The 15,179-nt window shown below is 63.6% G+C and carries 11 protein-coding genes; 4 read left to right on the top strand and 7 right to left on the bottom strand.

Annotation, left to right across the window (positions count from 1 at the left end; all coding sequences use genetic code 11):
• Window positions 1-169 precede the first annotated feature (169 nt).
• The 6 genes from PQV96_RS18230 to PQV96_RS18205 all read right to left on the bottom strand — a co-directional run bounded on the left by PQV96_RS18230 (window position 170) and on the right by PQV96_RS18205 (window position 7,941).
• Window positions 170-979: an ABC transporter ATP-binding protein gene (locus PQV96_RS18230; RefSeq protein ID WP_066691827.1), complete on the bottom strand. Its 810-nt coding sequence runs from the start codon at window positions 977-979 to the stop codon at window positions 170-172.
• A 244-nt stretch (window positions 980-1,223) separates the two neighbouring features.
• On the bottom strand, window positions 1,224-2,552 hold the full coding sequence (locus tag PQV96_RS18225) for an ABC transporter substrate-binding protein (RefSeq protein ID WP_207374692.1): 1,329 nt from the start codon (window positions 2,550-2,552) through the stop codon (window positions 1,224-1,226).
• A 200-nt stretch (window positions 2,553-2,752) separates the two neighbouring features.
• Window positions 2,753-3,829: a branched-chain amino acid ABC transporter permease gene (locus tag PQV96_RS18220; RefSeq protein ID WP_207374691.1), complete on the bottom strand. Its 1,077-nt coding sequence runs from the start codon at window positions 3,827-3,829 to the stop codon at window positions 2,753-2,755.
• Window positions 3,830-3,980: 151 nt separating this feature from the next.
• Window positions 3,981-4,910, bottom strand: a complete 930-nt coding sequence (locus tag PQV96_RS18215) for a branched-chain amino acid ABC transporter permease (protein ID WP_044395551.1) — start codon at window positions 4,908-4,910, stop codon at window positions 3,981-3,983.
• A gap of 279 nt (window positions 4,911-5,189) precedes the next feature.
• On the bottom strand, window positions 5,190-5,975 hold the full coding sequence (locus PQV96_RS18210) for an ABC transporter ATP-binding protein (RefSeq protein ID WP_044395553.1): 786 nt from the start codon (window positions 5,973-5,975) through the stop codon (window positions 5,190-5,192).
• 19 nt (window positions 5,976-5,994) lie between these two features.
• A complete protein-coding gene (locus tag PQV96_RS18205) occupies window positions 5,995-7,941 on the bottom strand; it encodes an AMP-dependent synthetase/ligase (RefSeq protein WP_273623825.1) in 1,947 nt (648 codons plus the stop codon).
• A gap of 218 nt (window positions 7,942-8,159) precedes the next feature.
• Here PQV96_RS18205 and PQV96_RS18200 point away from each other — a divergent pair, with 218 nt between their 5' ends.
• Complete coding sequence (locus PQV96_RS18200) at window positions 8,160-8,894, top strand: Crp/Fnr family transcriptional regulator (protein ID WP_066691803.1); 735 nt, start codon at window positions 8,160-8,162, stop codon at window positions 8,892-8,894.
• Window positions 8,895-8,919: 25 nt separating this feature from the next.
• Here the strand turns inward: PQV96_RS18200 and PQV96_RS18195 are convergent, their stop codons facing one another.
• Complete coding sequence (locus PQV96_RS18195) at window positions 8,920-10,587, bottom strand: methyl-accepting chemotaxis protein (RefSeq protein ID WP_273623824.1); 1,668 nt, start codon at window positions 10,585-10,587, stop codon at window positions 8,920-8,922.
• Between the two features lie 433 nt (window positions 10,588-11,020).
• On the opposite strand from PQV96_RS18195, the gene PQV96_RS18190 reads away from it, so the two are divergent.
• The 3 genes from PQV96_RS18190 to PQV96_RS18180 are packed head-to-tail and all read left to right on the top strand — an operon-like array spanning window position 11,021 to window position 14,900.
• Window positions 11,021-11,941 (top strand): DUF4394 domain-containing protein, encoded by a 921-nt coding sequence (locus PQV96_RS18190; protein ID WP_273623823.1) that lies wholly within the window; start codon window positions 11,021-11,023, stop codon window positions 11,939-11,941.
• A complete protein-coding gene (locus tag PQV96_RS18185) occupies window positions 11,938-12,570 on the top strand; it encodes a methylamine utilization protein (protein ID WP_273623822.1) in 633 nt (210 codons plus the stop codon). The genes PQV96_RS18190 and PQV96_RS18185 overlap by 4 nt, the downstream gene beginning before the upstream one ends.
• Entirely contained in the window at window positions 12,570-14,900 is a 2,331-nt protein-coding gene (locus PQV96_RS18180; RefSeq protein ID WP_273623821.1) for a putative bifunctional diguanylate cyclase/phosphodiesterase, read from the top strand. Before PQV96_RS18185 ends, PQV96_RS18180 begins: the two co-directional genes overlap by 1 nt.
• Window positions 14,901-15,179 lie beyond the last annotated feature (279 nt).

Here is a 15,179-nt window from a genome sequence, read left to right as displayed (position 1 = left end):
CAAGCGCAAGCAGCTATCAAATTAAGAGTAATTTCGTCCAGCGTCTGAAAAGGATGACTGCCCGGGGCGCCCGCGCTGCCGAAGGCCAGCGCACCCGTGGAACTGGCTTTGCCAGGCCACCGGGTGCGTCCCCCTGAGGGGGAAGGCGCGCAGCGCCACAGGGGGCACCCTAAGCAAGCCAGCGCTTGCGCCGCTTGTAACTCTTGACATCCTTGAAGCTCTTGCGCTCGCCGCCGCCCATGCCCAGGTAGAACTCCTTCACGTCCTCGTTGCTGGCCAGGTCGCTCGCGGCGCCGTCCATCACCACGCGGCCACTTTCCATGATGTAGCCGTAGTCCGCGTACTTCAGCGCCATGTTGGTGTTCTGCTCCGCCAGCAAGAAGGTGACCTTCTCCTTGGTGTTCAGGTCTTTGACGATGTTGAACACCTCTTCCACGATCTGCGGCGCCAGGCCCATCGAGGGCTCGTCGAGCAGCACCATGCTGGGGTTGGCCATCAGCGCGCGGCCAATGGCGCACATCTGCTGCTCGCCGCCCGAGGTGTAGGCCGCCTGCGAGGTGCGGCGCGTTTTCAGGCGCGGGAAGTAGTTGTAGACCTTCTCCAGGTTGGCCTCGATTTCGCCCTTGCTGGTGCGGGTGTAAGAGCCCGTCATCAGGTTCTCTTCGATCGTCAGGTGGGCAAAGCAGTGACGGCCTTCCATCACCTGCACCACGCCGCGCTTGACCAGATCGGCGGGCGACAGGTTTTCAATGCGTTCGCCGCGCAGCTCGATGCTGCCCTTGGTCACCTCGCCGCGCTCACCCTTGAGCAGGTTGGAGATGGCCCGCAGCGTGGTCGTCTTGCCCGCACCGTTGCCACCCAGAATGGCCACGATGCTGCCTTCGGCCACCTGCAACGAGACGCCCTTGAGCACCAGGATCACGTGGTTGTAGATGACCTCGATGCCGTTGACGTTGAGAACAATGTTTTTAGAGTCCATGGTGTTGCCTTCGCTGTGCCAATCCAAAGAGCTGCAAGCAATTCTTTGGATTGGCGGCTGTTCTGCGTGGGAGCAGCCGCTTTGTTACCAGCCATTGATACGGTCGCGGCCCAGAGGCCAGGAACGCCGCGCAAGGGCCTACGCCGGCCGCGCCGCCCCGCCGCGCTGGCGTTGTCCCCCTTCCCGCAGCGCGAAGCGCTAAGAGAGAAGGGGGAAGGCGCGCCAGCGCCTCAGGGGGATGACCTCAAGAGTTGCAATCAGCAGGATCGCGTCGTGTCATCTTCTTGTCGGCCAGGTACTTGTCCGCGCCTGCCTTGATCATGGGCTTCAGGATCTGCTCGTCGGCCTGGTACCAGTCAGACGAGAAGTTCCACTTTTTGCCGTCCCAGGTGTGCACGCGCGACCAGGTGGAGCCCATGTGGTCGGCGCAGCTGGTGGACAGCGGGCGCATCACATCGTTGAAGCCCAGTGCGTCCAGCTTCTTCTGGTCCAGGGCCAGGTTTTCCATGCCCCAGCGTACTTGTTCGCCCGTCATGACCTTGCCCTTGCCAAAACGCTCTTGCGCGCGGCGCACGGCTTCCACGGCCAGCATCTGGATGATCACGCCGCGGGTGTACAGCACCGAGCCCACTTCGTCCTTCGGCCCTGTGCCCTGGCCCTTGTCGTGCACGTGCTTCATGATGTCCTGGATCACCTTGGACTGGGTGCCGTAGCCGTTCAGAGCCAGCGCGTTGTAGCCCTTGGCGCCTTCGCCCACGTCACGCACATCGGGCTCGGCACCGGCCCACCACACGCCATACATCTTGTCGCGGGGGTAGCCAGTGGCCTGGGCTTCCTTCAGGGCGGTGGAGTTCATCACGCCCCAGCCCCACAGCAGCACGTAGTCGGGGCGGCTTTGGCGCACCTGCAGCCAGGTGGCTTTTTGTTCCACGCCGGGCGCGGTCACTGGCAGCATCTGCAGCTCAAAGCCATGCATCTTGGCGCGCTCCTGCAGCACCGGGATGGGCTCTTTGCCAAACGGGCTGTCGTGGTAGACCAGCGCGATCTTCTTGCCCTTGAGTTTGTCCAGACCGCCATTGACCTTGCCCAGGTGCTGGATCAGGATGTCGGCGCCCGTCCAGTAGCTGCCCATGAAGGGGAAGTTCCACTTGAAGGCCTGGCCGTCCTGCGCCACCGACAGGCCGTAGCCCAGCGTCATCAGCGGGATCTTGTCCACGGGGGCTTTTTCGGTCAGCGCAAAGGTGATGCCGGTGGCCTGGGGGTCAAACAGCGAGACACCGGGGCGGCTCTTCAGGCGCTCGTAGCATTCCACGCCACGGTCGGTGGCGTAGCCGGTTTCGCACTCTTCAAACGTCAGCTTCACGCCGTTGATGCCGCCATCGCGGGCGTTGATCATCTTCAGATAGTCCTGCTTGCCATTGGCCCATGGCACACCGTTCGGCGCGTAGGGCCCCGTGCGGTAGGACAGCAGCGGGAAGAACTGTTCCTTGGCCTGGGCCATGGCGCTGGTGGCCAGCGACGACGCACCGGCGGCAACCACTGCGGCGGCGATCACGATTTTGGAAAGCTTCATGGATGTCTCCTTTGGATGAATAGGGTGAAGCAAGCACGGGAACAAACTTGGCTACGTTTCAGGGCGCCACCGTAAAAACTGGCGCTACCCAGGCCGGGGCAGCCGAGCAAGGGCCGCCCCGCAGCGAGGGCTGCGTCCTCCCTCCCGCGCGCAGCGCGAGAGAGGGGGAAGGCGCGAAGCGACTCAGGGGGTGTTTCATGTCAGTGCGGGAAGGGCCACAGGCGCAGCTTCTGCTTGGCGGTGGACCACAGCTTTGCGAGGCCATGCGGCTCGACGATGAGGAACCACACGATCAGGGCGCCGAAGATCATCAGCTCGGCATGGGACACGCCCGCCGTCGAAATCTCGATGCCGAACAGGCCCAGAAAGGCAGGCAGAAACTGGTTGAGCACGATGGGCAGCACCACGATGAAGGCCGCGCCAAAGAACGCACCCATGATGGAACCCAGCCCGCCGATGATCACCATGAACAGCAGGCGGAAGGACACTTCGACCGAGAACGCGGCAGGCTCCCAGGCACCCAGGTGCACAAAGGCCCACAGCGCGCCGGCCATGCCGACGATGAAGGAGCTGACGGCGAAGGCGCTGAGCTTGGCGTATATGGGGCGGATGCCAATCACGGCGGCGGCCACATCCATGTCGCGAATGGCCATCCACTCGCGGCCAATGGCACCGCGCACCAGGTTCTTGGCCAGCAGGGCCACCAACACCAGGATGGCCAGGCAGAACACGTACTTGCTGGTGGCGCTGTCAATCGGCATGCCCAGCACTTGCAGGTTGGTCACGGACACCGAGCCCGAGTCAGAGTTGTTGGTGAACCACTTGATGCGCAGGAACATCCAGTCGCTGAAGAACTGCGCCGCCAGCGTGGCCACGGCCAGGTACAGGCCCTTCACGCGCAGGCTGGGCAGCCCGAACAGAATGCCGAAGAACGTGGCGCACAGCCCGCCCAGGATGAGTGCCGGAATCAGCGGCATGCCCGGAAAGCGCACAAAGAAGTTGTAAGCCCCATAGGCCCCCACGGCCATGAAGGCGCCCGAGCCCAGCGAGATCTGCCCGCAGTAGCCCACCAGGATGTTCACCCCCAGGGCGGCCAGTGCCATGATGACGAAGGGAATCAGGATGGCGCGGAAGATGTAGTCGCTGGCAAACGCAGGCACCACCAGGAAGGCCGCCGCGAGGATGAGCCCGATGGCAATGCGGTCCTGCGCAATGGGGAAGATCTGCTGGTCAGCGCGGTAGCTGGTCTTGAACTGGCCGTTTTCGCGGTAGAGCATGGTGTGTCTCCTGTTGTTCTTGTGGTGGGTTAGGCGCGATCAATGATCTTTTGCACGGGGGCGCACCTGCGGTGCCACGCGGAGCCTGCGGCCCCGCTGACAACGCGCGGTGCGCGTTGTGCCTCCTTCGAAAAATTATTGATCTCGTATGTCATACGCGATCAATAATTTTTTCTCCGAACAAGCCCTGAGGCCTGAAGAGAAGGAACACCAGCGCCAGCACATACGCAAACCAGATCTCGATGCCCCCGCCCACGAACGGGCCCAGGTACACCTCCGACAGCTTCTCGCCCACACCGATGATCAGACCGCCGATGATGGCGCCGGGCACCGAAGTCAGGCCGCCCAGAATCACCACGGGCAGGGCGCGCAGGGCCACGGTGGTCAGCGAGAACTGCACCCCGAGCTTGCTGCCCCAGATCATCCCGGCCACCAGGGCCACCACACCGGCCACGCACCACACGATCACCCAGATGCGGTTAAGCGGAATGCCGATGGATTGCGCGGCCTGGTGGTCGTCGGCCACGGCGCGCAGCGCACGGCCGGTGGAAGTCTTCTGGAAGAACACCGACAGCAAGGCCACCAGACCCGCAGCAATGGCGGCGGCAATCACGTCTTCCTTGTTGATCAGGATGCCGCCCTGGAACACGGAGTCCAAGGCGAAGATGGGCTCCTTGGGCATGCCCACGTCGATCTTGTAGATGTCGCTGCCAAACAGCGTCTGGCCCAGGCCTTCGAGGAAGTAGGTGATGCCCAGTGTGGCCATCAGCAGGGTGGCGCCTTCCTGGTTGACCAGGTGGCGCAGCACCAGCTTTTCAATCAGCCAGGCCACCACGAACATGATGGCGCCTGCGATCACGAAGGCGGCCAGGTTCGCCACGATGGGGTTGTCGATGCCAGTCCACTTCGGAATCCACTCGGCAAAGCGGGCCATGGCCAGCGCTGCGAACAGCACCATGGCGCCCTGGGCAAAGTTGAACACGCCTGAGGCCTTGTAGATCAGCACAAAGCCCAGCGCGACCAGCGAATACAGCATGCCGGCCATCAGGCCGCCGATGAGGGTTTCAAGAAAGAATGCCATGTTGTTGTTCTCAGAGTCTGTTCAAAGTCTTTTCATGGAGTACGTTGCCCCGCAAAGGCAGTGGGTGCAAGGCGTCCACCGCAAGCCGCACTTGTGTGCGGCGAGGATGGGCAACGCCGCAGACGCTGCCTTTGCGGGACAACCCGAAGGGCATGGCAACAAACGGCCACGCTCGTTGTTGCCCGCCTTGCCCAGGCCGCCAGCATGTGCCGCGGCGGGCGCCTAGATCGTGTCCGTTTGTTGTCATGCGTACCCCGTGAAAAGGCTTCGAACAGACTCTTAGTGCGATGTGCCCAGATAGGCGCTGATCACGTCTTCGTTGTTGCGCACTTCGTCAGGGCTGCCGTCACCGATCTTCTTGCCGTAGTCCAGCACCACCACGCGGTCGCTGATGTCCATCACCACACCCATGTCGTGCTCGATCAGCACGATGGTGGTGCCGAACTCGTCGTTCACGTCCAGGATGAAGCGGCACATGTCCTGCTTCTCTTCCACGTTCATGCCGGCCATGGGCTCGTCGAGCAACAGCACCTGCGGCTCCATGGCCAGGGCGCGGCCCAGGTCCACGCGCTTTTGCAGGCCGTAGGGCAGCTGGCCCACGGGGGTCTTGCGGAAGGCCTGGATTTCAAGGAAGTCGATGATGTGCTCGACGTATTCGCGGTGGCGGATTTCCTCGCGTTCGGCAGGCCCGATGCGCAGCGCCTGCAGCAGCAGGTTGCTTTTGATCTTGAGGTTGCGGCCGGTCATGATGTTGTCGATCACGCTCATGCCCTTGAACAGCGCCAGGTTCTGGAAGGTACGCCCGATGCCCATCTCGGCCACCTGGCGGCTGTTCATGTGGTCAAACGTCTTGCCCCGGAAGGTGATGGAGCCTTCGGACGGCGTGTACACCCCGTTGATGCAGTTGAGCATGGAGCTCTTGCCGGCGCCGTTGGGGCCGATGATGGAGCGGATCTCGTGCTCTTTGACGTTGAAGGAGATGTCGGTCAGCGCCTTTACGCCACCGAACCGGAGGCTGATGTTCTTGACGTCGAGGATGACGTCGCCGATCTTTTTGGTGCTCATGGGTTGCTTCCTGGCGCGTTCAGGCGGCGCTCTTGACGGGCGGGAAAGTCTTGGTGTCCATCAGCTTGAGCGTGGCGCTCACGCTGCCGGTGCGGCCGTCCTCGAACTTGACCTGGGTCTCGATGTACTGCTCGGTGCGGCCTGCGTACAGCGCATCGACGAGCACGCCGTACTTCTCGGCGATGAAGCCCCGGCGGACCTTGTTGGTGCGGGTGAGTTCGCCGTCGTCGGCGTCCAGCTCCTTGTGCAGCACCAGGAAGCGGCTCACCTGGCTGCCAGCCAGCATACTGTCGCCCGCCAGGTCGGCGTTCACCTTCTCGATGCATTCGCGGATCAGCTCGTACACCTCTGGCTTTTGCGCCAGGTCGGTGTAGCCGGCGTAGGGCAGGTTGCGGCGCTCGGCCCAGTTGCCCACGGCGTCGAAGTCGATGTTGACCATCACGCACACTTTCTCGCGCTTGTCGCCCAGGGCCACCACTTCCTTTATGTACGGGAAGAACTTGAGCTTGTTCTCCACATACTTGGGCGCAAACATGGCACCGTCGTTGGCACCGCCCATGATGCGGCCCACGTCCTTGACGCGGTCGATGATCTTGAGGTGACCGTGCGCATCCAGAAAACCGGCATCGCTGGTGTGGTACCAGCCGTCGGCCGTGAGCACTTCTGCGGTGGCTGTGGGATTCTTGTAGTACTCCTTGAGCAACCCTGCCGACTTGACCAGGATCTCGCCGTTGTCGGCCACCTTGATCTGCACCCCGCGGATGGGCACGCCCACCGTGTCGGCGCGGGCCTGGTTGTCGGGCTGCAGGCACACGAACACGGCGGTTTCGGTAGAACCGTAGAGCTGCTTGAGGTTGATGCCGATGGAGCGGTAGAAAGTGAACAGGTCGGGGCCAATGGCCTCGCCCGCTGTGTAGGCCACCCGCACGCGGCTGAAGCCGAGGTTGTTGCGCAGCGGGCCGTACACCAGCACGTTGCCCAGCGCGTACTTGATGCGGTCCAGCGTCCCCACGGGCTCGCCGTCCATCAGGGCGGGGCCCACGCGTTTGGCCACACGCATGCAGGCCTCGAACATCTTGCGCTTCAAGGTGCCAGCGTCTTCCATGCGGATCATCACGCTGGTCAGCAGACCTTCAAAAATGCGGGGGGGTGCAAAGTAGTAGGTGGGGCCCACTTCCTTGAGGTCGATGGTCACGGTGCTGGCCGATTCGGGGCAATTGACCACGTAGCCGCAGGCCAGCCACTGGGCGTAGCTGAAGATGTTCTGGCCGATCCATGCCGGGGGCAGGTAGGCCAGCACTTCTTCGCTGCTGGTGAGCTTGTCGAACTCGGCGCCTGCCGTGGCGCGGTCGAGCAGCGTGCTGTGGGTGTGCACCACGCCTTTGGGGTTGCCCGTGGTGCCGGATGTGAAGAACATGGCCGCCACATCGTCTGGCTGGGCCTTGGCCACCTCGGCTTTGAACCAGCCGGGGTTCTTGGCCACAAAGGCGCTGCCGGTTTCGATCAGCGAGTCCAGCGCATCCAGGCCTTCTTCGTTGTAGTTGCGCAGGCCACGGGGGTCGTCGTAGATGATGCGTGCGATCTGCGGGCACTGCTCGCGGATTTCGAGCAGCTTGTCCACCTGCTCCTGGTCTTCCACCAGGCAAAAGCGCACTTCGGCATTGTTCAGCGGGAAGATGCATTCGGCGGCCACGGCATCCTGGTACAGCGGCACCGGAATCGCGCCCAGCGACTGGGCTGCCAGCATGGTGGCGTACAGGCGGGGGCGGTTGGCGCCGATCACCACCATGTGTTCGTGGCGCTGCAATCCGGCCTGTTGCAGCCCGGCTGCCACCTTTTCCACCAGCTGGGCCAGGTCTGCCCAGGTGTGGGTTTGCCAGATGCCATATTCTTTTTCGCGCAGCGCCGGGCTCTGGGGCCTCTGGGTGGCGTGCTGCAACAGCAGCTGGGGAAACGTCGTCTTCATTCCGTGTCCTCTTTGATCGGTATCTGTCCCGGGTGCAACAGACCTTCTCAGCTGCCAGGTGCCGCCGCGAGGTGTTGCTCTGGCATAAATACTAGGACTGGCTTTGACGTTATTCTGTCTTTTGGACGACAATTTACGGGAAACTCCTCATCGGGTTAAACCCTCCCTGTCCCGTGACGTTGCCGGTTTTTGCCGGCTTTTGGGTGACGCTTGCCGGCATGAATCACGATTTGTCTTTGCATCAGCGCCGCCGCGCGCCCACTTCAGAGGAATTGAAGGGCATTCCGTGGCTGGCACAGCTTCAGCCAGCCGCGCGCACGCGCGCTGTGGCTTCCCTGTTGGTGGGTGATGCCCTGCCCGGTGACTTCGTGTGCCGCGTCGGCAAGCCCGTGACGTACTGGTTCGGGGTGGTGGAGGGGCTGCTCAAGATGAGCAGCGACAACGCCCAGGGCCAGACCATGACGTTCACGGGCGTGCCCCCTGGCGGCTGGTTTGGTGAAGGCACGGCCATGAAGCGCGAACCCTACCGCTACAACATCCAGGCGCTGCGCAAGAGCGTGGTGGCGGGCTTGCCCATTGACACGTTTCACTGGCTGCTCGACCACTCCATCGCGTTCAACCGGTTCGTGATGCACCAGCTCAACGAACGGCTGGGTCAGTTCATTGCCGCGCGCGAAATCGATCGCCTCACCAACCCCGATGTGCGCGTGGCCCGCAGTCTGGCGTCCCTGTTCAACCCGGTGCTCTACCCCGGCGTGGGCGAGGTGCTGCGCATTACCCAGCAGGAACTGGCCTACCTGGTGGGGCTGTCGCGCCAGCGGGTCAATGAAGCGCTGATGGCACTGCAGGCGCAAGGCGCCATTCGTGTGGAGTACGGCGGCGTGCGTGTGCTGGACCTGGCGGCGTTGCAGTCCAGCGTGTTTGTCCGCAGGGCCTCTACCAATGAAGACTGAGCGCCGATTGCTTGGATTCCGTAGGCTAGCTGCGAGGCAGGGCGATGCGTTGATTCGCTCGCGCCTGGTCTGCAATGGCCGGGGCGGTAGGTGCTTCCCATGCCCGGGCCTGGGCGTGTTCGCGGGTGAGGCGGAAGGTGTGCACCATCTGCGTCAGGCGCCCCGCCTGGTCCTTGAGGCTTTCGGCGGCGGCAGCGCCTTCCTCCACCAGTGCAGCGTTCTGCTGCGTCATTTCTTCCAGCGACCCCACGGAGTGGCTCACTTCGGTGATGCGCTGGCTTTGCTCCTGCGTGGCGGCGGTGATCTCGGCCATGATGCTGGAGACCTGCCGCACCGATTGCACCAGCTGCGCCATGCTGTCGCCCGCGTGGTTGACGAGCGTGGCGCCCGCCTGGACCTGCTGGGTGCTGTCGTTGATGAGCGCCTTGATCTCGCGCGCCGCGTTGGCCGCGCGACCTGCCAGGCCACGCACCTCGCTGGCCACCACGGCAAAGCCCCGGCCTTGCTCGCCCGCGCGCGCGGCTTCCACGGCGGCGTTGAGCGCCAGGATGTTGGTCTGGAAGGCAATGCTGTCGATCACGCTGGTGATGTCGGAAATCTTGCGCGAGCTGGCGCTGATGGCGTCCATGGTCTGCACCACCTGGGTCACCACTTCGCCTCCTTCTGCCGCCGCGGTGGATGCTTTGGCCGCCAGGCCGTTGGCCTGATGGGCGGCCTGCGCACTTTGCGCCACGGTGCCCGTCAGATCACCCAGCGCCTGGGAGGCACCTTGCAGGTTGTGAGAGGTCTGCTCGGTGCGGATGCTCAGGTCCTGGTTGCCTGAAGCCACCTCAGAGCTGGCCACCAAAATGGAGTCTGCTGCCTGCCCGATCTCGGCCACCAGGCTGCGCAGCCGGTCTTGCATGGCGGCAATCGCTTCCAGCAGCCGGCCGGTTTCGTCGTGGATGCGCACTTCCACTTGCGACGTCAGGTCGCCCCGGGCAATGCGCTCTGCCACCACCACGGCGCGGGCGATCGGTTGGGTGATGCTGGCGGTGATGCGCCAGGCAATCAGCAGCCCGAGTGCCATGGCTGCCACCACCAGCACGCCGCCGATCCAGCGCGCACGGCTCTGGATGGCTTCGGCCGACGCTGCGGCCTCGTCATTGAGCCTGTTTTGCAGCGCAATCAACTCGCCCAGCTGTTGCCGCCAGATCGATTCAGCCGGCGCGGCGCGGGTCATCAGGTTCAGGCTGGCGGTGACGGTGTCGCCATCGTCAGCTGCTTGAATCGCGCTCTCAATCTCTGGCTTGGCCTTTTGGGCTGCTGCCTGCACCTGCTGCAGCAACGCAGTCTCGGCGGCGCTGGCGGTGGCTGGGGTCATGAGTTGTGCGAGCTGCGCTTCCTGCTTGGCGTATTCCTGCAAGGTCTTGCGCACGGCCTGGATTTGCTCCTGCGCCTGCTTGGGGTCGATTTCGTTGAGCATGGCGCTGGAGCGGCTTTGAATGCCCAGCGAGCCCACGCTTTCCAGCATGCTGTTGACCAGCTTGGTCTTGGTTGCCCCTGCGCCGGTCATCTCCTGCATTCGGTTGTTGACCTGGTTCAGGGAAAGCTGGCCCACCGTTGCCATCGCAACCAGAAGCACCAGCAGGCAGCCAAACCCCAGGCCCAGGCGGGCGGAGATGGACAAGGATTTGAAAATAGAGGAACTCATGGTTTCTTTCGTGGCGCACACAGCAGGGCTGGTTGGCGCCGTCATGCCGCAGCAAAGCCCTTCTGGGGCGCTGTGGTGGTCATGCCGCACTTGGTGCGTGCAATCAAGTTTTGCTTGCTCGGGGTTCGCGGTGGCTGCGAGTGCTGAAGTCTAGAGAGAACCGGGTTTTTGCGTGATGAACCTTTCGGATGGACTCATGCCTTTGCGGCATGGAGATGTTGTTACAGGTTTTCGATTTGTATCGCGAACCGGCGGCGCTTGCAGAAAGTTGGGAAGATTGCCTGTGTGGATAACAAGGTCATCGCCAGCGCTTTCTGGTATTGGTTTTGGTGCTATGAAAATTGACAGCATAGTTTTCTTGCGCAGTGTGCGCGGACTCAGTGCAACAATGTTCGCCTGTGTACGGCCTTGTTACATCTTTGGGAGCTGCTCCATGCCTTCGCTGTCTCTGCTTTCGCGCTTGCATTTCCGTTGGCAAAGCCCCTTTGGCCTTGCCGCAGCGTTGGCTGTCGCCAGCTTGGCGGCGGGTTGTGCAGCCCCTGTTCAAGAACCACTGGAGCTGCGCGAACAAGTCGTTGCCGTGACTGCTGCACATGAGCTGCTGACGTTCAACGCTGCAAGGCCCGACCACATCCTGGAGCGCAGACCGTTGCAGGGCTTGCCGGCGGGTGACAAGCTGGTGGGCATCGACTTTCGCGTGGCGCGGGGTGTGCTGTATGCGCTTGGACAATCAGGGCGCCTGTACACGCTGGAGTTGGGCACAGGCCAGCTCACCCCCGTGGGCGCTGGTACACCGCCCGTGGCGTTGAAAGGCTCGGCGTTTGGTGTGGACTTCAACCCTGCGGCTGACCGGGTGCGGGTGGTGTCGAACCTGGGGCAGAACCTGCGTCTGCACCCTGACACGGGCGCCCAGGTGGATGGCGACAACTTGCGCCCAGGGCTGCAGTCGGACCCCTATCTTCGTTATGCGTGGAGTGATGTGAACCACGCGCGTGCGCCCGAGGTGGTCGCTGCCGCGTACACCTACAACCCCAACGACGGCAAGCTGACCACCAACTACGCCATTGACCGGGCCTTGGGGGTGTTGGTCATGCAGGGATCGCGCGAGGGTGAAACCCCCGTGGTCTCGCCCAACACAGGGCAACTGCGTACCGTGGGCTCCTTGGGCCTGGGGCCGTTGACGGATGCCTCCATGGACATTTCCGACGTGAACAACACCGCCTTGGCGGCCGTGCGAACGGCAGCCGACCCGAAGACGCGGCTGCACCTGATTGACCTGAAGACTGGCAAAGCCACGCTGCTGGGGGTGGTTGCTGACGGCAGCCCCCTGGTGGGCATGGCGATTGAGCCATGACGCAGTCGGGTGCTTGCTGGCGGTGGGCCGCGCGCGCCGTGGTCTGCTGGGCTGTCTTCAGCAGCGCGGGCGCATGGGCCGCCAGCGTGCAGGTGGATGTGGTGGATGAAGCGGGCCGCCCGGTGCACGGTGCGGTGGCGTTTCTGGAGTCTGCTGCCGCCAGTGCCCAGGCCAAGCCCCTGGCGGGGGCCGAGATGGCGCAGCAAGGCAAGCAATTTTTGCCTGACGTGCTGGTGGTACCGGTGGGCACTTCCGTGCATTTCCCGAACCGCGACAGCGTGCGACACCATGTGTACTCGTTTTCTCCTGCCAAAAAATTCGAGCTCAAGCTCTACACCGGCACGCCCGCCAATCCCGTGGTGTTTGACCGGGCGGGCGTGGTCACCCTGGGTTGCAACATCCACGACCGCATGGTGGGCTGGATTGTGGTGGTGGACACGCCGTACTACGCGCGGGCTGCCGAGGGCGCCGCGCAGGTGCAGATCAACGGCGTGCCGGCCGGCAACTACAAGCTGCGCGTCTGGCACCCCCGCATGGCACCGGGCGCTGCCGCCCATGAGCAACCGGTGGCAGTGCCTGCCACCGGCAATGTGCGCGCTGCGGCCAAGCTAGTAGGGTTGGCACCTTGATGTGGAGGATCCTCGGCCGTAGCCTGATCCTGCGCCTGGTGGAGGTGTCCCTGTTGCTGCTGCTGATCGTGCAGCTGGCCGGGTTTGCCGTGGTGCGCGCCGGCATCGAGCGCAACGCCCGCAGCCAGATTGCGCGCCAGCTCGATGTGGACGAAAACGTGTGGCTGCGCCTGCTGGAGCAAAACGCCGAGCGTCTGCGCCAGGGCTCGGCCCTGCTGGCGGCTGATTACGGGTTTCGGTCTGCGGTTCATTCTGGCGACGAGGAAACCATCCAGTCGGTGCTGGAAAACCATGGAGAGCGCATCGGCGCAGCAGCCACGGCGCTGCTGGATACCAACATGGTCTACCGCGCACTGACGGCTCCGTCGTCCGCCCAGGCCTTCATTCCCACTCTGGAGCAAGTGGCGCCGCAACTGGCGCGCAGCCCCCAGGGCAGCCAGATTGCCGTAGTGGATGGCGTGCCCTACCAGTTTGTGATGGTGCCCATGCGCGCGCCTGTGCTTATGGGCTGGGTGTTGATGGGCTTTCCGCTTGACCAGGCGCTGGCCGATGAAATGCGCCGGTTGTTGTCGGTGCAGGTGGCGCTGGTGGTGCAAGAGGCCGATGGACGAGTGACTGTGCCCGTGAGCACGCTGCCAGCCACCCTGCGTGACCAGATCGTTGCGCAAGGCGGTCAGGTGGATGAGATCGATTCGCCCGACGGGGTACTGCTGTCACGCTCCAGCCCTCTGCCCAGTGTCAATGGCCAGGTGCAAGCATTGCTGCTGCGGTCGGTGGACGCGGTGGTGGCACCCTACCGCCAGTTGCAGCTGCTGCTTGCATTCATTACCGCTGGCGGCGTATTGCTCTTTGCGCTGGGCAGTGGCCTGATGGCCCAGCGCGTGATCACCCCGTTGCAATCCCTCATGCGCGCCACCCAGAGCCTGTCGCGGGGTGAGTACGACACCCCCATGGAGCACACCCGCAGGCAGGACGAAATTGGCCGGCTGGCGCGTTCGTTCGACCGCATGCGCGTGGACATCGGCGCACAGCAAAAGGAAATCATGCGGCTGGCCTATTGGGACCGGCTGACAGGCCTGCCCAACCGCGAGCGCTTTCGTGAAACCCTGGTGCGGGCCTTGGAACCAGGCGCAGGCCAAGCCCCGCCGGTGAGCGTGCTGACGCTGGATCTGGACCGCTTCAAGCATGTGAACGACGTGATGGGGTACGCCTTTGGCGACCGTTTGCTGCAAGCCGTGGCGCAGCGGATGGCTGACCTGGTGACGTCGCCCGACGATATGGTGGCGCGCCTGGGGGGCAATGAATTTGCCGTGCTGCTGCGGGGCGTCGAAGCCCCTGGGGCGCTGGCGGTGGCCCAGCAGATCCTGACCTCGTTTGAGCAGCCCCTGGCCCTGCAGGACCAGACCGTGGACCTGAGCGCCGGCATCGGCATCGCTTGCTGGCCCGGCGATGCAGAAGACGCCGACATGCTGCTCAGCCATTCCGAAATCGCCATGTATGCCGCCAAGCGCAAGCTCAGTGGCGCGTTGCGCTACGACGCCTCCATTGATTCGAGCAGTGCCCAGAATCTGTCGCTGCTCACGGAGCTGCGCCGCGCGGTGGAACGCAACGAACTGCGGCTGTACCTGCAGCCCAAGGTGCCCCTGCACGGCCAAAGCGGCTGGGCGGCAGAAGCTCTGGTGCGCTGGCAGCACCCCCAGCGCGGCATGGTGCCGCCGATGGAGTTCATCCCCTTTGCCGAGCAAACCGGGTTTGTGCGCCAGCTCACCCTGTGGATGTTTGAGGAGGTAGCGAAATTCCTTGCCCAGCCCGCGCAGCAGAGCCGGGGATTGCGGGTGTCTGTGAACCTTTCCACGCGCGACCTGCTGGACCCCGATCTGAGCCACAAGCTGGCTACCCTTTTAGATCGCCACGGGGTCAAGGCGTCATCGTTTTGCCTGGAGATCACCGAAAGCGCCATCATGGACGACCCCGTCCGCGCCGAAGACATGCTCAACCGGTTGTCCGAGCAAGGCTTCAAGCTGTCCATCGACGACTTCGGTACGGGCTATTCGTCGCTGGCCTACCTCAAGCGGCTGCCGGTGGATGAGCTCAAGATCGACAAGTCGTTTGTGATGGGCATGGAGCAGGGGAAGGACGACGCGATGATCGTGCGCTCCACCATTGATCTGGCCCACAACCTGGGCCTGACCGTGGTGGCCGAAGGCGTGGAGACCGGCGGCATTCTGGAGCGCCTGCGCGCGCTGGCATGTGACGAAGCCCAGGGTTACCACATCAGCCGGCCGATGCCTGCGCAAGAATTTCTGGCGTGGCAGCAAAGGCAGGGGTAATCTTCGCAATGCCAGATGAGCAGGCGCCGCCCGGCGGCGACAATACGCCCAATGTCTTCATCCAGTTCCCGTCCACCCCAAAGCCCCGCCAGTGCCGCTGCGCCTGCTGAGGGCGCTTCCGCGCGGCCCGTGCTGCGCCGCCCCACCTTGTCGGCCAAGCCAGCACCTGCCGCACCGGCTCCGTCCAGGGCCTTTGCACGGCCTTCCGCAGCAGGCGCGGGGCCTGCTGCGGCGCGGTCCGAGCGCGCCATCGGCCCCACGTCTACTCGCACCTGGTCT

The sequence above is a fragment of the Acidovorax temperans genome (assembly GCF_028596105.1).
Lineage (GTDB): Bacteria > Pseudomonadota > Gammaproteobacteria > Burkholderiales > Burkholderiaceae_C > Acidovorax > Acidovorax temperans.
Note: the sequence above shows the minus strand (reverse complement) of the source record. Positions and strands in the feature narration are given on the sequence as shown.